This window comes from Xanthomonas sp. NCPPB 2933, from assembly GCF_056725225.1.
The window spans coordinates 5,290,001-5,310,982 of the sequence record NZ_CM161518.1; the positions used below are offsets into that span (position 1 = coordinate 5,290,001).

14 protein-coding genes are annotated in these 20,982 nt (G+C 67.0%); 3 read left to right on the top strand and 11 right to left on the bottom strand.

Features of this window, described 5'->3' with window-relative positions; all coding sequences use genetic code 11:
• The first annotated feature begins 463 nt into the window (after nt 1–463).
• Nucleotides 464–1,639: a benzoate/H(+) symporter BenE family transporter gene (locus tag AC1PLU_RS22270; protein ID WP_481107262.1), complete on the top strand. Its 1,176-nt coding sequence runs from the start codon at nt 464–466 to the stop codon at nt 1,637–1,639.
• A gap of 138 nt (nt 1,640–1,777) precedes the next feature.
• Here the strand turns inward: AC1PLU_RS22270 and bphP are convergent, their stop codons facing one another.
• The 6 genes from bphP to AC1PLU_RS22300 form a co-directional block, all read right to left on the bottom strand.
• The gene (gene bphP / locus AC1PLU_RS22275) at nt 1,778–3,682 is read right to left on the bottom strand and encodes a bacteriophytochrome BphP (RefSeq protein WP_481107263.1); all 1,905 of its coding nucleotides are present in this window, start codon (nt 3,680–3,682) and stop codon (nt 1,778–1,780) included.
• Complete coding sequence (locus tag AC1PLU_RS22280) at nt 3,679–4,272, bottom strand: biliverdin-producing heme oxygenase (RefSeq protein WP_481107264.1); 594 nt, start codon at nt 4,270–4,272, stop codon at nt 3,679–3,681. Before AC1PLU_RS22280 ends, bphP begins: the two co-directional genes overlap by 4 nt.
• A 99-nt stretch (nt 4,273–4,371) precedes the next feature.
• Complete coding sequence (locus AC1PLU_RS22285) at nt 4,372–5,643, bottom strand: TCR/Tet family MFS transporter (RefSeq protein WP_115041017.1); 1,272 nt, start codon at nt 5,641–5,643, stop codon at nt 4,372–4,374.
• Nucleotides 5,644–6,012: 369 nt separating this feature from the next.
• Nucleotides 6,013–8,175, bottom strand: coding sequence for a lytic murein transglycosylase (locus AC1PLU_RS22290; RefSeq protein ID WP_481107265.1), 2,163 nt, complete (start codon nt 8,173–8,175; stop codon nt 6,013–6,015).
• Between the two features lie 312 nt (nt 8,176–8,487).
• The gene (locus AC1PLU_RS22295) at nt 8,488–8,694 is read right to left on the bottom strand and encodes a hypothetical protein (RefSeq protein ID WP_039518438.1); all 207 of its coding nucleotides are present in this window, start codon (nt 8,692–8,694) and stop codon (nt 8,488–8,490) included.
• Between the two features lie 264 nt (nt 8,695–8,958).
• Nucleotides 8,959–9,831 (bottom strand): LysR family transcriptional regulator, encoded by an 873-nt coding sequence (locus AC1PLU_RS22300; protein WP_102585275.1) that lies wholly within the window; start codon nt 9,829–9,831, stop codon nt 8,959–8,961.
• A gap of 96 nt (nt 9,832–9,927) precedes the next feature.
• Here AC1PLU_RS22300 and AC1PLU_RS22305 point away from each other — a divergent pair, with 96 nt between their 5' ends.
• Nucleotides 9,928–10,686 carry an SDR family NAD(P)-dependent oxidoreductase gene (locus AC1PLU_RS22305; RefSeq protein ID WP_481107266.1) on the top strand — a complete coding sequence of 253 codons (759 nt, stop codon included), beginning with the start codon at nt 9,928–9,930 and terminating at the stop codon, nt 10,684–10,686.
• A 171-nt stretch (nt 10,687–10,857) separates the two neighbouring features.
• Here AC1PLU_RS22305 and AC1PLU_RS22310 read toward each other — a convergent pair whose 3' ends face one another.
• Entirely contained in the window at nt 10,858–11,247 is a 390-nt protein-coding gene (locus tag AC1PLU_RS22310) for a YchJ family protein (protein WP_481107267.1), read from the bottom strand.
• Between the two features lie 93 nt (nt 11,248–11,340).
• Here AC1PLU_RS22310 and AC1PLU_RS22315 point away from each other — a divergent pair, with 93 nt between their 5' ends.
• Complete coding sequence (locus AC1PLU_RS22315) at nt 11,341–12,114, top strand: sulfite exporter TauE/SafE family protein (RefSeq protein WP_181110722.1); 774 nt, start codon at nt 11,341–11,343, stop codon at nt 12,112–12,114.
• 262 nt (nt 12,115–12,376) lie between these two features.
• On the opposite strand, the gene AC1PLU_RS22320 is transcribed toward AC1PLU_RS22315, so the two are convergent.
• The 4 genes from AC1PLU_RS22320 to AC1PLU_RS22335 all read right to left on the bottom strand — a co-directional run bounded on the left by AC1PLU_RS22320 (nt 12,377) and on the right by AC1PLU_RS22335 (nt 20,974).
• Nucleotides 12,377–14,437, bottom strand: coding sequence for a TonB-dependent siderophore receptor (locus AC1PLU_RS22320; protein ID WP_481107268.1), 2,061 nt, complete (start codon nt 14,435–14,437; stop codon nt 12,377–12,379).
• A 178-nt stretch (nt 14,438–14,615) separates the two neighbouring features.
• Entirely contained in the window at nt 14,616–18,677 is a 4,062-nt protein-coding gene (locus AC1PLU_RS22325) for an ATP-binding protein (protein WP_481107269.1), read from the bottom strand.
• Between the two features lie 139 nt (nt 18,678–18,816).
• A complete protein-coding gene (locus tag AC1PLU_RS22330; RefSeq protein WP_481094753.1) occupies nt 18,817–19,518 on the bottom strand; it encodes a DUF4194 domain-containing protein in 702 nt (233 codons plus the stop codon).
• Entirely contained in the window at nt 19,505–20,974 is a 1,470-nt protein-coding gene (locus tag AC1PLU_RS22335; RefSeq protein ID WP_481094752.1) for a DUF3375 domain-containing protein, read from the bottom strand. Before AC1PLU_RS22335 ends, AC1PLU_RS22330 begins: the two co-directional genes overlap by 14 nt.
• Nucleotides 20,975–20,982 lie beyond the last annotated feature (8 nt).

A 20,982-nucleotide genomic window follows, 5' to 3' on the forward strand; every position in this document is an offset into this window, starting at 1 on the left:
AGGTTTTCTGCGAAGCGAGCCGGCCATATTAGCAGGCTTTTCATCTTCGTCAACCCCTCGTGAAGAGGAAGTTGCCGCCGCTGCACCTCAATCCGCCGTAGCGTCTTTCCGTGTAGCGAGCCGCCCATCATAGCCGACTTTCCTGCTTCGTCAACTCCCAATTTCTGGAGGTTTTCGAACCCGTTCGTTGTTGCGGTGCTTCGAGAAGCGCCGCCGTCCTGAGCGAGGTCGCGCAGTTTATCGAGACTGTGCAGAAGTGCAAGCACTTTTTGACACTGGTATGACACGAGCATCACTTCGCGAATGCGCGACGTCCGATTCCACGTGCAAATGCGACGTGGCGGCGCTGCTCTCTATATAGACAAAGGCCCGTGTCTATACAGGGCCATCCATAGAGCAGGTGCTTCGGTATCGATCATCGGCGTGCTCGGTGAGAATGGGTGCACTAGATAGAGAGCTCTCGATGCTTCCCTCCCGCAGCCTGCTCCGCGATCTGTCCCTGCCTGCGATTGCTGCAGGCTTTGTCACGGTGCTGGTGGGTTTTGCCAGCTCGGCGGTGATCGTGTTCGAGGCGGCACGCCATCTGGGGGCGGATCAGGCGCAGATCGCCTCGTGGATGTGGGCGCTCGGGATCGGCATGGGGGTGACCTGCATTGGATTGTCGCTGCGCTATCGCGTGCCGGTGGTGACGGCGTGGTCCACCCCAGGTGCGGCGATGCTGATCGGCAGTGCGGCCGGTGTGCCGTTGCGTGAGGCAGTCGGTGCATTCGTGGTGGCTGCAGTGCTTGGAATGGTGGCTGGTTTCTCGGGGTTGTTCGAGCGGGCGATCCGGCGCATTCCGATCTCGCTGGCCTCGGGCATGTTGGCCGGGGTGTTGTTGCGCTTTGGGCTGGATCTGTTCGTGGCGATGCAGAGTCAGGTGCTGCTGGCGCTGGCGATGCTGGCGACCTATCTGGTCGGGCGGCGCTGGTCTGCGCGTTATGCGGTGATTGCGACGTTGCTGGTCGGCATCGCGATTGCGGTCAGTAGCGGGCTATTGCACTGGACGGCGGTGCAGATCGAATTGGCCCATCCCGTGCTGGTAATGCCGTCACTGTCGTGGGCGGCGCTGTTCGGGCTGGCGATTCCGTTGTTCGTGGTCACCATGGCCTCGCAGAACGTGCCGGGTGTGGCGGTGATTCGGGCCTCCGGCTATACGGTGCCGATCTCGCCGACGATCGGCTGGATCGGTGCGATCAATACGCTGCTGGCGCCATTCGGTGGCTTTGCCTTGAACCTGGCGGCGATTACCGCGGCGATCTGCATGGGCCGCGAGGCGCATGAGGATCCGGCGCGGCGTTATGTGGCTGCGGTCAGTGCAGGCGTGTTCTATGTAGTGATCGGTTTGTTCGGCGCGACCGTGGCGGCGGTGTTTGCCGCCTTTCCGCGCGAGCTGGTGATGGCGATCGCCGGGATCGCGTTGTTGGGCACGATCGGCAACAGCCTGGCGGCGGCCTTGCGCGAAGACAGCGAGCGCGAGGCGGCGCTGATCACCTTTCTGGTCACGGCGTCCGGGCTGACGCTGGGCGGGATCGGTGCCTCGTTCTGGGGCCTGGTGGCCGGAACGATCACCTTGTTGGTGTTGCGGCCGCGGGCCTAGCCGCGGCACGCCATCCGTTGATGGGCGTCGCATCGGATCGACTCACTGAGATGCCGTGCCCGACCGCGCCAAGCGATGCGGGCGACTGGACCGCAGCCAACATGTTGCGAGCTTGCACCTGGCGCGGCACCGGCTCGCTTATTCGGGATCGCGTAGCTGCAACAGCCAGTGCGCGGTGACGCCGCTGGGGCTGGGCAGCGGTTCGAGATGGAATTGGCGGTAGACCGGTGAGCCACCGGGCGCGCGCAGCGGCAAGGTGACGTATGCGGCGCGGCCTTGCCGCAGCGCCTCTTCGAGCAGTTCCACCTTGGACCGGGCGGCATCGCTGGCCAGCAGGGCCAGGATGTCGCAACCGATCAGATCGGCCACTTCGGTCTGGATGAGCTCTGCGAAGGCCGGGTTGACGAACATCAGCCGGTGCGCGGCCGTGGTGGCGCCACGTTCGATGATGGCCACGCCGTCGCGCAGACGCGACAGCGAGGCTTCGAGCAGGGTGAAATCCTGCTGGAAGCGCTTGCGTTCCATCAGTTCGATCAACACACGCAGGCTGCGTGCCGATTCCAGGTGCAGCGGCGACCAGCGACGCGCGCGGCCACGCACGGTTTCCTGCCAGAGATCGAAGCTCTTGCGTGGCGACAGCCGTGAGTTGGGGATGTCCGCCAGCTTGGCCAGCTGCGGGTTGCCGGCCCAGTTGACCGTCTGCACCTGTTCGCGGCGGGTCCACAGCAAGGCGCTGCGCGACTGCGGCATCAGCGGCACGAAAATGAAACCGGCGGCCAGCGGTGCCAGATCGGCCAGCTCGGGAAACACCTCGCCGATCGCCTCCACATGCAGGGCACCGACGGCATCCTCGCGCAGGGCGGCGTGGTGTGCGGATTCGATGTGGTCGCGGATGCGACGCAGCGCGGCGGCATCGGGCGTGGTGCCATGGCGGCTGATCTCCTTGCCATGGAAGATCGCCACGCCGTCGGCATCGACCACGTCCATCAGGTCAGGCGCCATATCGGCGAGCATCTCCACCGTCATCTGGGCGGCGTCGTTGAAGTCGGTGATCAGCTTTTCGCGCACGGTGAGCAACACCGATTCCATGCGCGCACGCTCGACCGCCTGCAAGGCGCCGATGCGACCAGCCAGCGCGCGCGTGACCGCATCGGTGGCATCGCGCATGGCGTGGCTGGTGAAGTGCGGACTGTAGTGGTGGCAAGCGATCAGCCCCCACAGCACGTCGTTGACCACAAGCGAGGAGACCAGGGTGGCACTTACGCCCATGTTGGCCAGATATTCCAGATGCACCGGCGAGACGCTCCGCAGGCTGACATCGCTCAGATCCACCGGCGTGCCCAGGCGCGGATGCAAGGTGGGCTCGATTGCGGCGGACTGGTAGCCGACATCGGCGATCTGGCGGACGCGGTTGCGCAGGTACAGCGCGCGCGCCTGCGCGGGAATGTCGGTGGACGGGTAACGCTGGCCGAGATAGGCCACCAATTCGGGGTTGCGCGCCTCGGCAATGACTTCGCCGTTCCACTCTTCGTCGAAGCGGTAAATCATCACCCGATCGAAGCCGATCATGTTGCGCAGGCCCTTGACCGCACGCACCGCCGCTTCGTCGATGCCGGGATCACGCTCGATGCTGCGCAACAGCGGCAGCGCCTCGCGCAGGGTGACGTCCATCAGGCGGGCGTCGCGCGGTTCGATTTCGACCAGCCATTGCTCCGGATACAGATGCCAGGCGGCCACCCATGGGTGATCGGTGGGCGCGGCGCGCCTGGGGAAACGCACCTCGGCATGTAATAGGTGTTGCGCCTGGTCGTCGACCACGAACGGCTGCTCGCCGGGCAGCTCAAGCACTTGCGTGTAGGGCATGCCCAACAGTTCGGCCAGCGGCACGCCGAGCAACTCGGCGGCAGTGGTGCTGGCCTGCACGATGCGTCCATCGGCCGGCTCGATCACCAGCAGCACGCCGTAGGGCTGGATCAGGCCGGGAATGTGGATCGGCTCGCGGGCGCAGGCATCCATGTTCAGGGGTTCGGTTGGCTGGTTCACGGTCGCGGCTCCGCTGCGAGGCAGGTGTGGAAGTGGGCAAACATGGCCTGCGCACCGTCGATGGCGGCGGCGCGTGCGCAAGGCGTGTCGAGACGTTGGTTGAGCACGGTCTGGAAATGGCGCCAGCCGGCCGGATCGTCGTCGGCCAGTTCGAAATAGCGCAAGGCATCGGCCAGACCGGGCTGCTGTTTGCGTAGGCTGCGCGCGATCATCCGGCCGCCCAGTTGCGAGCCTTCGATGACGTAGAGCATGCCCCAGCGCGCGGCATCGTTGCCGGCGGCGGGCGCTGCGATGGCAGTGCCTGGTTGCTGGCCGAGCGCGCGCAGGTCTTCGCGCAAGGCCGGCACGCGGCGGCGATACTGCCAGCCGGTTCCAGACAGGGTACTGAGCCAATTGCGCAGTTGCGCTTCGAAGCCGGCCAGCAGTGCGTGGTGCCGGCGCAGAATCAGCGCATAGGCATCGCGATCGATGCGTCCCTGCCCCAATGCCTGCATCAGCGGGATCGCTTCGACCAGGCAATGGACGCCCTGGGTGGCATCGCGCAGCACGAACGCGGCCGAGGGCGGAACTGCCAAGGCGTCGGAAGACATAGGGACTCGAGGCGGTGCCGCGGCACGAAGGACACCAGCCTAGCAGCGCCTGCGCAAATCAGATAAAGCGGACGCGAGTGCAACGTGAATAGGTTGGCATTATCGCGGCGTTGCGTGCGCGATGCCGGGCCCGCGCCCTGCCCGCTTCCAGGCCATGACCCAGCCTGCGGCAAGCAGGAGACCGGCCAGCAACCAGGGTGCGCCGGGCAGATGCAACGGGGCGCCGCTGCCGATAAACCAGGCAAACACGTTGGCGAACAACAACGGACCGGCGATGCCGGCCAGGCTGATCAGACTGGTCAACGCGCCCTGCACGCGGCCTTGCGCATCGGCGCCGACCTCGCGGGTGATCAAGGCCTGCGCGGACGGTGCGGCAATCGCCCAGAACGCGCTGATCGGCACGCCGATCAGAAACGCGGTGCCGCTGTCGGCCAGCCCATAGATGACGAAACCGATGACCCCACAGCCCAGGCCCAGCAGCAGCGCGCGACGTTCGCCCAGCCAGCGCACCAGCCGGCCGACCAGCAGCGCGTTGACGATGATGCTGCACACACCCACGCCAGCCAGCACCCAGCTCACTTCGCGCGGGCCCCAGTGATACTGGTAGCTGGCGAACAGCACGAAGATGCTGGGATAGACGTAGTGCGCCAGGTTGGCCAGGAACACCACCGAGGCCAGGCCGAATACCTGCGGGTAGCGACGCAGCAGCTTGAGCGCGCCAAGCGGGTTGGCATGCGACCAATCCAGCCGCGCGGTGCGACGTTCGGCGGGCAGCGATTCGGGCAGCACAAACCAGCCGTACAACACGTTCAACAGCGCCAGCCCTGCGGCAAACCAGAACGGCCAGCGCAGACCGATGCTGCCCAGCCAGCCGCCGATCAGCGGACCGGCGACAAAGCCAATGCCGAATGCGGCGCCGAGCATGCCGAACGCGCCGGCGCGTTTGTCGGCCGGGGTGACGTCGGCGATATAGGCATTGGCAGTGGAAAAGCTGGCCGAGCATACGCCGGAGATCACCCGCGCCAGCAGCAGCATCGGCAGGGAATGCGCGACCGCCATCAGGATGAAGTCCAGGCCCAGCCCCAGGCACGAGAGCAGGATCACCGGGCGGCGGCCGTAGCGGTCGGACAAGGCGCCCTGCAGCGGCGAGCAGACGAACTGGATGGCGGCAAACAGGAATCCGAACCAGCCGATCCAGCCGGCCGCCACGGCGTAGTCGCCACCGGTGAATTGGCGCACCAGATCCGGCAGCACCGGAATGATCACGCCGAAAGACAGCACGTCGATCAGCACGGTGATGAAGATGAAGATCAGCGCGGCGCGGCGCCGGCCCGGTGCAGGAGCGGATGCGGAATCGGGAGAGATGGACATCGCGCGGCACGCAGGGGCGAAGCGGCGAGTGTAGCGGTGGAGATGGGCTTACGTACCCTCATCCGCCCTTCGGGCACCTTCTCCCGAGGGGAGAAGGGAAGCGCTTGGCCTGTGCGTCAGAAGAGCCTGGTCTCTGTGTCCAGCGCAAGATCATTGGGATGTCATTTAAGCCCCTCTCCCGCCGGGAGAGGGGTTGGGGTGAGGGTATGGGGCGAAGCCACATGTGCACTCAAACTCCACCAGGCTCGCGCGTAGCCTCATCCGCCCCTTCGGGGCACCTTCTCCCGAGAGAGAAGGGAGTCATCGCTGCCTCTTTATTTTCTTCTAAAGCAGCGCGTGCTCTGCGCGTGCCTTGGGCGATTCGTGCGGCTACTCGACACTGATGGTCTGGGTCAGCATGTGGCTGGCGCCGGGGGCGAGTTCGATCACGTCCGGGCCGGCATTGGCCGCTTCCAGGCAGACGTAGTCGCGCCAGCCGGTGCCCACGTCGGCCATCTTGGCGGCGGCCTCTTCGCCCGGGTTCCAGGCCACCAGCGAACGGCTGCCTTGGGTGGCGATGACGACGCGGCGGCCGAGCACCGGGTCGGTCAGGGTGTAGCGGCCACCGGCGTTGGTGTAGATGCGGTCGCTGCGGCCGGGATCGCGCGGATCGCGCAGGCTCCAGTCGCCTTGTTGGCGATGGGCGGTGGCGTAGTTCTCGTACTTGTCGAGGTAGTCCAGCCCGTCCAGGCCTTGCACGCTGACCTTGAGCGCGTCGCCGACACGGAAATAGTTGTGCAATGCCTGGGTGAAACGCACCGGGGCCTGGCTGGTGTTCTCGGTGATCAGGCTTTGTTCGAGCGTGCGGCCGATACGCAGGGTCATGCGCAGACGCAGCGACAGGTCGTCGAAGCTGGGAGGAGTCAGCGTGAGGACCAGGGTGCCGTCGTCTTCGCGGCGGCTCTCGGTCAGCTGCCACGGTACGGTGCGCACGAAGCCGTGCGCGGGCACTTCGCCGGTCTGGTCCTGGCGGCCGAAGTACGGCCAGCAGACAGGGGCACCGCCGCGGATCGGGGTGGGCGGCTGCTTGGCGGTGGGCGACAGCCACATCACGTCCTGCCCGCCCTTGGGCACGAACGACAGCAGCTGGCCGCCAAACAGGCTGATGGCTGCGGTGGAGAACGGGGTGTCGATCAACAGCGAGGGGAAACCGTGGAAATCGCCTGTGCGCAGGCCGGTGAGGTCGGACATGGGGGGTGCCTTCTGGACGATGGGAGATTGGACGAATGCGGGATAGGCGGCCGGCAGCTTGAACGCGGTGGCGCGGATGGCGGCGGCGCCAGTGACCTGCGGGGCGGCACGCAGGGCGGTGAGGATGCGCTGGCCGGGGCGGCCGTCGGCCGGTTGCAGCCCCAGGCGGGTCTGCTCGACCTGGATGGCGCGGCGGGTGGCGCTGCCGACCATGCCGTCGGCCTCGCCGATCAGGTGGCCGCGAGCCAGCAGCAATTGCTGCAGTTCGCGCCGTTCGGGGCGGCCCAGGCCGGGGTCGTCGGTGGGCCATGCCGCGACCAGGCCGGGGCCGCCGCGCAGGCGGTCGGCGAGCAACGCGATCGACAGAGCGTAGCTTTCGGCGGCGTTGTAGGCGTAGATCGCGTCGTAGTTGCGGAAGACCAGAAACGCCGGGCCGGTCGGGCCGGCCGGCAGCAGCAGCGCCGCCGGGGTATCGGCGGGCACACCGGTCGGCGCCAACGCCTTGCCATCGGTGCCGAGCAAGCCGGCGGTCTGCCAGGCCTGCAGCGGTTGGCGCCGGGTGCGGCCGGCCTTGCTGGCATCGAAGCCGGCAGGCAGGCGCACTTCCATCCCCCAGGGGCGGGCCCGCTGCCAGCCAGCCTTGACCAGATAGTTGGCGGTGGAGGCCAGCGCGTCGGGAATGCTGGCGACCAGATCGCGGCGGCCGTCGCCATCGCCATCCACGGCAATGCGGGCGTAGGTCGAGGGCATGAACTGGGTCTGCCCGAAGGCGCCAGCCCAGGAGCCGATCAACCCGTCCGGAGATAAGTCTCCTTGCTGCAGCAGGCTGAGCAAGGCGAGGAATTCGCCGCGAAAGAACGGTTGACGGCGGCCCGCGCACGACAGCGTGGCCAATGAGACCAGCAACGGGCGCTTGCCGGTGACGCGACCGTAGTCGCTCTCCACACCCCACACCGCCACGATGGTGGCCGGATCCACGCCGGTCTGTTCGGACAGGCGCGTCAGCAACGCGCGGTGGGTGACCAGCATGGCCTGGCCGTCGGTCACGCGCTGGCTGTCGACCAGGCTGGCGAGGTAATCCCAAATTGGGGTGGTGAATTCGGGTTGGGCATCGAGCAGCGGCAAGACGCTGGGATCGGGCGCCAGGCCGGCGGTGAAACGCTGGAAGTTGGCGGCCTCCACGCCCCTGGCGGCGGCCTGGGTCTGCAGGCCCGCCAGGCAGCGGTCGAAGGCCGGATCGGCACAGGCGACTAATGGCAGCAGTGCCAGCAGCGTGGGCAGGACGCACCGGATCGGCATCATGGCGTGGTGGCCGGCGTAGAGACGGACGTCATGCGGTGGAGCGCTCCTGCGGCAAGTCGAGCCGCCGAGGATAGCCAACCTGGCTGGTTGCAGGCGTGCAGGTCGTGATGTTGCGACGGCATCGTGCGCTGCGCTGGTCGGTGGCGACACGCAGGGGTGACTGTGCGGTGCGCGCGCTTTTCAGAGGGGTGAGTGCGGCACAGAGGCCATGTGGCGCAAGTCAGAGGGTGATGTTGCGCGCCGATGGAGTGGCATTGGTCCGGCCCGCCTGGCGAAGACGCCGCAGCAACCCAGCGGCGTCGATCGCCGCGCCTAGCTGCCGTCGCCGGTGATGCCGGTCAGCAGCGACAGCGCCGGGCTAGAGGGGCTGGTGTCGGACATACGTCGGGCGCGCGCCCTCCGCGGGGCGTCGTGGCGGGGGCCGAACCAGATCAGTGCCGTGGCCAGGCACGCCGGCAGCACGATCGCGAACACCACGATGGCCACAAGCACCCACTGCCAGAGATTGAAGGTTGCCATCATCGTGTCCGCCCCGCGGCGAGCTCCGCCGAGGCGGCAAGCTTCCGGGATCGGCTGCGAACGTGGCGTCGAGAAAGCACGGCCGTGCCTGCCGTTCGTCGGAACGAACGGGGTGCCGGCTATAGCGTTAGATCACGCGGGCGATGGGAGACAACCCGCGTGATTGCAGCAGCAACGCGGCGCATTGATCGCCCCGCACGCTCGCCGCTCCAGCCAGGCTCCGGCAACGCGCGTTGCCACGGGTCCGTCTGACGCCCGGCGGCTTCAGGCAAACCGCTCCAGCAGGAAATCGACGAAGCTGCGTACCGTGACCGAGCGCCAGCGGGTTTGGGGATAGAGCACGCTTAGTGGACGGTGCAGCTCCCGGTCCTGAAACAGCCGCACCAGCCGGCCCGCTTCCACGTCGGCACGCAACAGGAACGCCGGCTGCAGCACGATGCCCAGGCCCTGCAAGGCCGCCAGATGCAAGGCCGGGCCACTGGTGAGATGCAACTGCGCGCGCGACAGCGGGCCGATTCGCTCGCCGGTGTAGTCCTGCCACTGGCCAAGCGCCTTGGCATCCATCCCCAGGCATTGGTGCCCGGCCAGCTCGGCAAGCCGTTGCGGGGTACCGTTGCGGTGCAGATAGGCCGGCGTCGCGCAGCACCACAGGCGATAAGGCTGCAGCGCGCGCGCCACCAGCGAGGACTCGCCCAGCGCCCCGATGCGGACGGCTACATCAATGCCCTCGTCGACCAGATCCTGCACCCGATCGCTGAGCTGCAGATCCAGGCTCACCTGGGGATGGCGCTGCAGATACTCGCCAAGCACCGGCGTGAGCCCATAGGTTCCGAACGACACCGGTGCGGCGACCCGCAGCGGCCCGGCCGGTTCCAGGCGCTGACCGTCGGCCTGCACCTGTGTATCGGCGACCAGCTCAAGAATCTCCCGGCAACGCCCGTAGTAGGCCTCGCCAAAAGCGGTCAATCGCTGCCGTCGCGTGGTCCGCACCAGCAACTGCAGACCGAGACGTTGCTCCAGGGCGCGCAGGTGGTTGCCAGCCATGGTTGGGGAAATGCCATGCGCTTGCGCCGCCGCGGCGAGGCTGCCGCCGTCCACCACGCGGACGAACACCTGCATGCTGTCCAGCAGATCCATTCAACACTCCTGGTTGCCAACCAATGCAGGATAACGGCGTTTATCGCGGCTCGATAACGGATCAGGCTGGGGCCCTCACTCAGACGGACGTTGTCGATGGATCTGCAATTGCGTGAACACAAGGCACTGGTGACCGGCGCCAGCACCGGCATCGGCGCAGGCATCGCCCGCGTGCTGGCGGCCGAGGGAGTACAGCTGGCAATCACTGCGCGCCGCGCCGACAGGCTGGAACAGCTGGCCAGCGACATCGCGGCACAGGGTCACCCGCGCCCGCTGGTGATCCCCGGCGACATCACCAGCGCGACCGAGATCACGCGCATCGCCCGGGATGCCAGCCAGGCGCTGGGCCGGATCGAGATCCTGGTCAATACCGCCGGTGGCGCACGCCCTTTTACGGTGGAGGCCAGCGATGCGGACTGGGACGAAGCCTTCGCGCTCAACTTCGGCAGTGCCCGGCGCATGACCCAGGCCCTGCTGCCCGGCATGCGCCACCGGCGCTGGGGCAGGATCATCAGCTTCAGCGGCAGCATGGAGCCACGCGAGGTCAACGGCGCCGGCGCGGCGAAGGCAGCGCTGCAGTTCTGGGCCAAGGGAATGGCCTCGCAGCTGGCGGCCGAGGGCATCACGGTCAATACCATCGCACCGGGACGCATCAACTCCGAACAGGTGCTGGACAAGCTCCATCCCACGCCGGAAGCGCGCCAGGCCTTCATCACGCGCCATGTGCCGATCGGCTACTTCGGCGAACCCGACGACATCGCTCATCTGGTCGCCTACCTGGCCTCACCACTTGCACGCTATCTGACCGGTGAGGTGATCGCCGTGGACGGCGGCCTGCACGCCTTCGCCCACTAGCACGACCGGCTACCGGCGTTACCCAGGACCGGTGAGGCCAGGCAGGCCGATATCGGCCGTAGCGTCCAAGGCCGCTGGCGCAGCGGCGTGGTGCCGGCACGCCGCTGCCGACGAGCGTTAGACCCTGCCACGTCCCGGTGGTGTCCCGGCAGCGACAGTGCCGGGCCGTGCTCAGCGCGCGTCGAGGTAATACCAGTGGCCGTCTTCGCGCGCGAAACGGCTGTGTTCGGTCATGCGTACCGCGCTGCCGCCGCCAATGCGATAGCGGGCCAGAAACACCACTTCGGCAGTGTCGGCGCCGGTGACGATGGCGCGTTGTACGGTCAGGCCGAGCCAGGTGGTGCGGCCGCCTTGGTCCAGCGACAGTTCGGGTGGGCGCGTGGACGGATGCCAGCTGGCGAGCAGGTATGCCACATCACGGCGGACGTAGGCGCTGTAGCGCGCACGCATCAGGGTTTCGGCGTCGGGTGCGGTGGCGCCGGCATGGTATTGCCCGCAGCAGTGCGCGTAGGTGGCGGCGCGGCTACAGGGACAGGGATCGGTGGGTGTGGAGGTCGGCATCGGGCGATTGTGCGGGATGGGATTGGGAGGCGGGAGGCGGGAGGCGGGTTTCTACGCGTTTATGCTGTCGTCCCCGTCGTACGGAGCGCCGTCTTGCTGGAACTGATTCCTACCGAATTGCCGTGGCTGCTGTGCATTGCCTTCGTTGCCGGATTGGTGGATGCGGCGGTTGGTGGGGGTGGGTTGATCCAGTTGCCGGGGCTGTTCGCCACGCTGCCGCAACAGGCGCCGTCGCTGATCCTGGGCACCAACAAGTTCAGCGCGATGTTCGGTACCGGGGCGTCGGCGTGGCGGTATGCGCGCAATGTGCGCTTTCCGTGGCGGCCGGTGCTGTATGCCACTGCGGCGGCGTTTACGTTTTCGTTTCTGGGCGCGACGGCGGTCAGCCTGCTGCCCAAGCAGGCGGTGCGGCCGCTGATTCTGGTGCTGTTGATCGCGATGTTGATCTACACGCTGATCAAGAAGGATTTCGGTGCGCTGCATCGTCCGCGCGAGATCGGCCGGCGTGAGTTGATCACTGCCTTGGCGATGGGCGCGGCAATCGGGTTCTACGATGGGTTCTTCGGCCCGGGCACTGGGAGCTTTTTGATCTTCCTGTTCATCCGCTTTTTCGGGCTGGATTTTCTGCGCGCCTCGGCCGCGGCCAAGGTGGTGAACCTGGCCACTAACCTGGCGGCGCTGTCGTTCTTTTTGCCCAGCGGCCAGGTGATGTTGGCGATCGGCATTCCGATGGCGGTGGCCAACGTGGCCGGTGCGGTCGCCGGCACGCGGATGGCGCTGCGCGGGGGCACGCCGTTGATCCGCAAGTTGTTCCTGGTGCTGGTGATCGTGCTGATCGGCAAGATGGGCTGGGATCTGCTGCGTTGACGACCGCGAGCCAGACCGCACCGCATCGAACGGCCACGCGGCGCGCACTGCCCGCAACCACGCACACCGACATTCTTAACTGGCCCTTGCCCGCCCACCCTCGCGGGACCTTACGCGGCATGGATGCCGCGTAAGAGCTTACAAGGACGTACTTGCAGCGTGTCCCGCGTCGGTGGGCGGGCGTGGGTGGGCGGGCAAGCGCCCTGCGGCCAAGCTACAGATCAGCCGGCTGCGTAAAGTTTTGTTGGCGACTCTTAGTCGCTTAGAAATCCATACTCAACGTTGCCGACAAGGTGCGCGGTGCGCCCGGATAATTGGTGGTTTGCGTCACCGGTTGCTCGATGTAGAAACGGTTGGCGACATTACGCAGCATCAGCGCCAGTTGATAACGGCCGCCGAAGCGGTATGCCGCCGAGGCATCGAAACGCGTGTAGCCGGGAATGCGGTAGCTGTTGGCGAGATCGCCTTCGCGCTCGCCCACATGCACCGCGCCTGCGCCCAAGGTCAGGCCATACAGCGGCCCGCTGGCAACGTGATAGGTGCTCCACAAACTGGCACTGACACGCGGCACACCGCGCAGGCGATTGCCCTGCGGAATGACGGTGTCGCGGGTGACCTGTGCGTCCAGATAGCCGGCGCCCAGAATCAGCCGCCAGTTCTGGGTGAGCTCGCCGGTGATATCCATTTCCAGCCCGCGCACGCGCTGCTGGCCGGTGACCAGCACGAAGCCATCGTTGTCCGGATCACTGGTGGCGACGTTGTCCTTGGTGATCTGAAATGCGGCAGCGGTGGCGAGCACGCGGTTGTCGAATAGCGCGCTTTTCAGGCCGATTTCGTACTGGCGGCCGGTCTCCGGTGGTGCGCTGCCGCCGGCAAACAAGTTGGCGCTGCGTGGCCGAAACGAAGTGGAGGTGTTGGCGTACAGCGACAGCTGCGGGCCCGCCTTCCACACCACGCCGATACGTGGCGATGCGCGCCGGCCGTCTTCGCGGGTGCGCGCGCCGTTGTCGATGGTGGTCTGCTGCACATCGTCCCAGCGCACGCCGGCCAGCACGTCCCAGCGCTCGCCGATGCTGATCTGATCCTGCACGTACAACGCGGCGTAACGCGCATCGACCTCGATGGCGCGCGCCGGCACATACGTGCCCGGCAAGGCGCCCTGCACCGGATTGGTCACGCTGATGCGGGCCAGCGGCGCGCGGGCTTCATCTGTCTGGCGATGCGCATCGACGTATTCGGCGCCGGCCAGCACTTGATGGCGCAGCGGGCCGGTATCGAAACGTGCCAGCACTTCGGTCTGCGAGGTGGTGGCGCGCACCTGCTGGTCCTGGCGCACCGCGCGGCGTTGCAGAAACGCGCGATCGGCGCTGAAACCGGTGAAGTCGGCCACGTCGCGGCCGCTGTCGCCGTCCTGGTGATTGAGGATCTGGCGCAGCGTCAGCCAATCATTGGCGTCGTATTCGATGCGCCCGCGTGCAGTGCGCGAGGTGCCGTGATTGCGCGACCACGGCTCGCCAAAACTGCGCTCGGCCGGGCCACGCACCACGCCGTCGATGGCGACCAGACCGCGATCGCCCGGGCTGGTCTGGCGGGTGTATTCCAGATCCAGATCGGCCCGCAGCTGTTCGCTCGGCCGCCAGGCCAGCGAGGGCGAGACGAACACGCGGTCGCCATCGGCCTGCGCGGCGCGAAAGCTACCGGTTTCCTGCGCGGCGGCGCTTAGCCGTGCCGACAGCGTCGGGCTCAGCGGGCCGGTGACGGTCGATTGCACGCGGCGCAGGCCGTGTTCGGCCACCTGCACCGATGCGTTGCCGCCGAACACCGCGTCCGGGCGCAGCGTGACCAGATTGATCACCCCGCCAGGCTCGCCGCGCCCGTACAACACCGCCGCCGGGCCCTTGAGCACTTCCACCTGGGCGACGTTGGCCAGATCGCGCACGGTCTCGGTGAAGTTCTGCGCCGGGTTGAGCAGGATGCCGTCCACCGCATACGAGGACGCCTCGAAGCCGCGAATGACGAAGGTTTCCGAACGATTGCCCTGGGTGCCGCCCGGCTGCACGTTGGAGACATTGGCCACCACATCCACCAGCCGGGTGAGTTGCTGTTCGTCGATCACCGAGCGCGGCACCACCTGGATCGCCTGCGGAATGCGCTCCACCGGCGTCTGCGTGCGGGTGGCGCCGGCGGCTTTTTCCGGCCGATACAGGGCGCGCTTTTCGCTGACCACGATGGCGTCGAGCAGGCTGGCCTCCTGGGCGGCGGCCGGCAATGCGGCAAACAGGGACACGAACAACAGGTGGCGAGGCGCAGGCAGTGGGGTCATCGGGATCTTCAGCGGGGGCGATGCGCGCACTGGCGGGCACATCTGGGTCGCTAATGATAACGATTCTTATCTACGTGCGCCCGCCTTGCTGCGCCGCTGACCTGCGACGCCTGCGACCGCAGCGCGGTGACGCAGGCATCCCGGCGTCAGGCATCCTGGAGGCATCCCGGCGTTGCGCTCAGCGTTTTCCGCGCGGCTTGCCTGCAGATCCGCGCGTGGACGCAGGACGTGCCTTGGCTACGGTTTTGGTTGGCACGGGCCTGGCCGCGCTGCGCGCGGCAGTTGTCTTGGTTGCCTTGGTTGCACCACGCAGCGATGTGGCGGCGCGCCTGGTCGCCACCGCCGACTTGGCAGCAGATGTCTTCGGCGCGGTCGTGGCTTTGTTCGGCTTGGCAGTCGGCTTGGCGGACGCGGTCGTGCGCCTGGATGCCGTCTTGGTGTTTGCCGGCGTCTTGGTGTTTGCCGGCAGCTTTGCTGGTTTGGTCGGCGTTGCCGGCTTGCGCGCTGTGCCCGCTGCAGGCGATGCAGGTTTGGCTGGTGCAGGTTTGGCGGATGCAGCCTTGCCCGCTGCGGTCTTCGCCGATGCCGACTTGCCTGATCCCGCACGCCCGCTGGAAGCGGCGGTTTTCGAGGTCTTCGACGCGGCTTGAACAGCCGGCGCCGGTGCCGGCATGACCTTTCTGGCGCGCTTGCTCGCCTTGGCTGCCACGTCGTCCTGCGCAGGGACGTCCTGAAGCGCCGCACCCTCAGCGCCAGAGACAGCACCGGTACTGTCCACACGCGTTTCGCTCTGTATCGAACGCGGTGCATCCTCGCGCTGCATAAAACTCGCAGACTGCTCCGCAATTGCGGGACCAGCCTCGTCTGCACGCGAGCGCTCGGGCAACTTGAGTCGCTGCGCCTGCTCGTCGTATTCGATCAGCAGCACGCCGGAGTTGTGCCGGCCGCTGATTTCCACAAAACAGGCGCCGCCGATGAACGGCTCCAGCGTCATTACCGATTTCAATGGTGTGGCCACCACCATCTGGAAACCGAAGTTCTCGAAGATGTTCATCGCCAGCGCAGTGAATTCGTTGTCGGCCTTGTCGAAGGCTTCGTCCAGCACCACCGCGCAGTAACGCGGCAACTCGCCGTCTTCGCCGCCGAGCTGGTAACGCAATGCAGCTGCCAGGCAGGTGGTGGCCAGCTTCTGGCGCTGACCACCGGATTTGCCGGCGCCGCTGCGGTAGATCTCCACCTGCGCGCGGGTCTGTGCGTCCAGTTCAACGCCGATGAATTCCACATGCAGGCGCACGTCCAGCACCTGCTCGCGCCAGCGGCGTGCCTCCGGTTCCTGCGCGCCCAGGCGCGCCACCAGCTCGCGCAAGGTGGAAAACTGCGCCTCGGCCAGTGCGCGGTCTTCGGTCTGTTGATGCGACAGCACCGCACGCAACTGTTGCTGGAATTCCTGCACTTCGCCCAGGCGACGGTCGCTGACCTCGATGGTCAGCAGCGTGCCGCGATTGAACGGCACCTGCTCCAGACTGGCGTTGACCTCGTCCATGCGCTGCTTGATGCCTTTGTGGGCCTCGGCAGTGTGGCGCTGCAGGGCGAGCAGATTGTTCTTGCTCTGGGTCTGCAGCAGGTCGAAGAAGCGGTGCTCGTGGCGCGGCAGGCCATCGCTCTCCAGGCGATCCAGGCGCGCGAGAAAATCGTCGGCACTGGCCAGGCTCACGGTGAAATCGCCGCTGTCTTCCGGCCACTGCTGGCAGTACTTGCGGAAGCAATCGAGCAGCTGCGCGCTGAGCCGGCTGTCGCGGCCCTGGCTCTCGGCCAGTTGCTCGGCCAGGCCGCGCTCGACCACACGGAAATGCGCTTCCAGGTTGTCCAGCGACAGCGGTGCCAACGCCGCCAGGCGTTCGCGCAGGCCCTGCAACTGGGTGGGCGTGAGCGCGGCGGTGCCGGCACGGCTGGCACAGGCGGCGTGCTGCTGTTCGAGCCGGACACGCTCGCGCGCCAGCTGCGCGCGCTCCAGCCGCACCTCCTCGTAGGTGCGCTTGGCCTGGTCGCGCAAGGTGCGCGCGGTCTCGATCGCCTGGCCGAGCGCGCGCAGGCCGCTGTTGCCTTCGCGCAGCTGCTGCAGCTGTTCGTCGATATCGCTCAGGCGCTGCAACTTGGGGCCGACATCGATCTCGTCCCAGTCGCGCTCCACCAGGGTGTGCGCGGCCAGCTGCCGTTCCTGGTCCTGCTCGCGCTGCTTGCGCAGCGCAGCCACGTCGGCATCGCAGCCGGCGATGCGCTGGGCAAGCGTCTGCGCCTCGCGCTCGAACACCTTGAGTTTGTCGCGATTGTCGTGACCCAGCAACCAGCGTTTGCGGTCGTTGACCGCATGGCGGTCGTCCTTTTCATAGCGATCGCCGGGATGCTTGACCTGACCTTCGCGAGTGATGGCGCGGTCGGCATTGCGTAGCGCGGCGGCGTTGTCGACGCATTCGTAATCGAAGCGACGCATCAACTCGTTGCGCAGCCACTCGGTGAAGGCATGCTCGCGCAGCTGCAGCTTGCCCGGCAATGCACGCGCATCCGGCGTGCGCGCATGCAGCGCGTCGTTGCGGCGTACCCGGAAATACACCAGCCGCGTGCCGAGCTGGGTGCGGTTGACCCACTCGCTGACCTGCGCGTAATGCCGGTCGTCCACCAGCAGCGACTGCGCAAAACCGCTCAGCACGCGCTCGATCGCGCCGCGCCAGGCCGCCTGATCCTCGCGCACCTGCACCAGTTCGCCGACAAACGGCAGCGCGGCTTCGGCAATGCCGGTGTCCTCGCACAGACGCGCACGCAAGGCCTGCATCGGTGCCGGCATGCTCGACGGCGCGCGCTTCAACGCATCCAGTTCGGCGCGGATCTCGGCAAATCGCCGCTCATCGTCGCGGCGCGCACCCATGCGCTCGGCGATCGCCTCATCCAGCGCGCTGGCGTCGTGCTTGCCGTTCTCGAGCACGGTCTGGGCGTGCGCGATCTGCTCGGCAAAGCCGCTGGCGCCTGCAGCCAGGGCCGTACCGAGCTGGCGGCAGGCCTGTTCGATCTGCACGCGACGCCGCAGACGCTCGTCGCGCTCGCGCTCGACCCGGGCGCGCTCGCGTTCGAGCTCCTCGATCTGCTCGCCACCGGCGGCGCGTTGTTCGCGTTCCAGCCCGGCGAGTTTCTGTTCGTGATTGTCCAACGACTCACGCCGCTGCCCTTCTTCGCCGGCCAGCCCGCGGTCCTGGCTGTCGAGCTCGTGCAGGCGCGTCTCCAGCAAGGCCAGACGCTGCTGTTCGCGATAGTTGTCCACGCCCAGTTGCAGCTCGCGCAACTCGCCGACGCTGTGGCGCAAGGCCATCAGCGCCGCATGGTGTTCACGTGCCGGGCTGAGCGTTTCCACCTGGCGGCGTGCGGTGACCACCGCATGATGCGCGCCGTCGAGTTCGGCGAAGTCTTCCACCAGCCGGTCGGCCGCTTCGAACGTGCGCGGCTCGTCCAGCATGAAGCCGCGCAGGAACACATTGAGATCGCCCAGATTCTTGGCCGACTGGGTCTTGTGCAACAACCGCAACGCCATCTCGTTGCCGATGCCCAGCACATGCCGGAAGCGCTCTGCGTAGCCGGCGAAGCCGTCGAAATGCGCAACCTCCTCGCCAAGACGCGCCTTGAGCTTGCGCAGATCCAGATCGAAGCCATCCAGCTCGCTGGCCACGTCGAAGCTGCGCGGCGCGACCATGTAATGGCGGCGCACATCGGCCGCGGCATTGCCGCTGCCGGCGATCCAGAACAGGCGAATCAGGCTGACCGTCTCGCCATGCGCGTTGCGGTATTCCAGCACCAGCGCAGACCAGGTGGCACCCTTGCGCAGGTATTGGGTGGCGATTTCGCCCGAGGCGCTGTCCTGCTGATCGGCCCAGGCCCCACGCACATACGACACCAGGCTGCGATCGCGCCCACTGCGCTCGGCCTCGCGTGCGGCGGCATTGAAGTCGACGATGCTGGGCGGGGTCAGCAGTGCCGACATCGCGTCCAGCAAGGTCGACTTGCCCGACCCGGAGCGCCCGACGAACAGGAAGCCCTTCTCCGCGATCGGCACCTCGGTCAAGCCGTTGAACGTGCCCCAGTTGTGCACCTGCAACCGCCGCATGCGGAACTGCTGCGCGCGCTGCTCGGCAAGCGAATCAGTGAACAAGGACGCGCCCGGCTGCGCCGGCGACAGGTTGGACTGGGAATTCATGGCTCACTCACCAAAACGGGATGACAGGTAACGCTGAAGACGAATCACATCACGCATGTTTGAAGCAGGAAGGGGCGTATTGCGATCGGCCGTCCCCTCATCCGCCCTTCGGGCACCTTCTCCAGATGGAAGAAGGAACTTAGTCGAGCGCGACATCTCCCTCGCGCAAGCCGCGATACGCCACCACCAGGGCCTGCACGTCCTCTGCCGAGAACAACAACTTCAGCACCGGCGAGACCTCGTAGCGCTCTTCGCTGCCGCGCAACCGCGACAGCAACTGGTTCTCGCGCATTTTGCCGATCGCCGTCAGCACCCGTCGCGCGAATCCGGCGCGGTCGGTGGACACGTTCTTCTCGTAGACCGACAAGGCCTCCACCAACTGCGCCTCGTCCACCACCGCACGCTCGCCGCGCGTATCGGCTTCGGCCAGTTGCTGACGCAGGAACAGCAGCAGCACCGACTCGATAAAGGTCAGCGGCGCGCTGCGCAGCAAGGTTGGCGATTCCAGCTCGGCGGTGTCGGCCTGACGGGTGAAGGCCACCCCGCCCTCGCGGTCCAGTACCAGCTCCAGGAACAGCTCGCACAACACCTGGCGGATCGGCGCTTCGTTGCGCAACAGCGCAGGCCACAACGCACCGTGGCGTTGCGCGTCGATGCTGGGGCCGGCCAGCAGCTGGCACAGCGCGCGCCGCGCGTCGAACGGCAGCGTGCCGGTGTCGCCGAGAAACAGTTCGCCGCGCGGTTGTGCAAGCGATGTCTCCGTCAGCGGCATGCGGCCGGCATCGGCCGACGCGCCGGTGTCCTCGTCCGCATCCAGGCGGGTGTCCTCAGACCAGTTCATTACGTTTCTCCCGGGTGAACCACACCAAGGGAATGCGTGCGCGGCGCAGGGCGCCGTCGCCGCCTTCCCATTGCACCGTTTCCATCTGTCCGTCGATCACCACGCCGTGGCGCGTGCCCAGCGACAGGTAGCCGATCACGCTGCCCAGCCCCTGCGCGGCCGGGCGCTGCTGCAGCGCATCGCCAATGGTCAGGCGCGGGCGCTGGCCGAGCAGTTCGTGCAGATCGCGGCGCAGGCTGCGCACGTCGATCTCCGATTGCGCGACCAGATCGCCCACGCTGTCGAGCGAGATGTCCGCCGCATCGGCGGCCTGCACGCGGCCATCGACCTGGGTCAGGCGTGGGTCGTGCAGACGCCATTGCGATAGCGAGCGCAGGCGGGCAGCGCTCAATGCCTGCGTGTAGCCGGTGGCGGCGGTGGCATGCAGGCTGTCGCGCAGCTGCAAGGCTTCGCCCTGCGCCTGCTTGAGCAATTGATTGAGCCGGCGCTGTTCCAGATAGCCGCGGCTCTGCACGAAACCGCGCAGGCTGCGCGCGAAGTGCTGCATTACCGTGTGCACTTCGCCGCCGCGCTCCAGCAGCGTGCCGGTCAACCCGCGCAGGAAGGCGCGTTCGCGGCGGTCGAGCTTGCGGGCGAAGCCGCGTGCCAGCAGCGCATCCAGTGCCTGATCGAGCTGGTTGCTTTGCTGGGTGTCGTTGAGCAGGCTCCAGAACGCCTCGAAGGTGCGCCCGGCCTCGCTGTCGGCGATCACGTCCACGCCGTTGAACAGCTGCTCCAGCACATCGCCGCGCGCGCCTTCGTCGTCGATGATGCGCTCGCGGAACTGGCGGTTGAGCTGTTCGAAATCATCGCGCACGCGATGGAAATCCTCGGCCAGCTCATCGGAGAGATGGATCAGGTCGCGGGCACGCTCCAGCGCGCGCTTGCCATCCAGCGCGGCCACGCGCCCGGAGGCCACGCGCTCGATCTCGGCATCGATGCGCGCGCGTTCTTCGCGCAGGGCGGCCAGACGCAGCTCCGGGTCGGCTTCGGTCTGGCCAGCCAATTGCACCAGCTGCTGGATCACCAGCGACAGCCGGCTTTCGGTGGCGCTGCTGCTGCTCTCGCGCAGGCCGACGATGAAGCGGATGGCCTGGGTGGCCGCACGCGACAGTTCGTACTCTTCTTCGGCCGCGCCTTCGGGCAGGCGGCGTTCCAGCCAGCCCTGCGCCAGCCAATGCGCCAGATAGGCCTGCGCGGTACGCGGCAACTCGCGCGAGAGTTCGTCGGCGCGCAACACATCGAGCTGACGCTGCAGGCGCTCATGCAGCACGGCCGAGGGCAGGCGGCGTTCGCCGTCCATCAACACCGTCTGCAGCAGGCCGATCAGCTCCGGCGCGTGGTCGGCGGCGAGCAGTTTCCACACCGGCTGCTCGCGCAATTGGCGATAGCCGGCGATGCGTGCCTGGTGCTTCATGGCGACGG

Bases quoted from the DNA above. Each gene is read 5' to 3' on its own strand.
- AC1PLU_RS22270 (WP_481107262.1), top strand. From the start codon at position 464: ATGCTTCCCTCCCGCAGCCTGCTCCGCGATCTGTCCCTGCCTGCGATT.
- AC1PLU_RS22295 (WP_039518438.1), bottom strand. From the start codon at position 8,694: ATGGCAACCTTCAATCTCTGGCAGTGGGTGCTTGTGGCCATCGTGGTG.
- AC1PLU_RS22310 (WP_481107267.1), bottom strand. From the start codon at position 11,247: ATGCCGACCTCCACACCCACCGATCCCTGTCCCTGTAGCCGCGCCGCC.
- AC1PLU_RS22285 (WP_115041017.1), bottom strand. From the start codon at position 5,643: ATGTCCATCTCTCCCGATTCCGCATCCGCTCCTGCACCGGGCCGGCGC.
- AC1PLU_RS22305 (WP_481107266.1), top strand. From the start codon at position 9,928: ATGGATCTGCAATTGCGTGAACACAAGGCACTGGTGACCGGCGCCAGC.
- AC1PLU_RS22290 (WP_481107265.1), bottom strand. From the start codon at position 8,175: ATGATGCCGATCCGGTGCGTCCTGCCCACGCTGCTGGCACTGCTGCCA.
- AC1PLU_RS22300 (WP_102585275.1), bottom strand. From the start codon at position 9,831: ATGGATCTGCTGGACAGCATGCAGGTGTTCGTCCGCGTGGTGGACGGC.
- AC1PLU_RS22280 (WP_481107264.1), bottom strand. From the start codon at position 4,272: ATGTCTTCCGACGCCTTGGCAGTTCCGCCCTCGGCCGCGTTCGTGCTG.
- AC1PLU_RS22330 (WP_481094753.1), bottom strand. From the start codon at position 19,518: ATGAACTGGTCTGAGGACACCCGCCTGGATGCGGACGAGGACACCGGC.
- AC1PLU_RS22320 (WP_481107268.1), bottom strand. From the start codon at position 14,437: ATGACCCCACTGCCTGCGCCTCGCCACCTGTTGTTCGTGTCCCTGTTT.
- AC1PLU_RS22335 (WP_481094752.1), bottom strand. From the start codon at position 20,974: ATGAAGCACCAGGCACGCATCGCCGGCTATCGCCAATTGCGCGAGCAG.
- AC1PLU_RS22325 (WP_481107269.1), bottom strand. From the start codon at position 18,677: ATGAATTCCCAGTCCAACCTGTCGCCGGCGCAGCCGGGCGCGTCCTTG.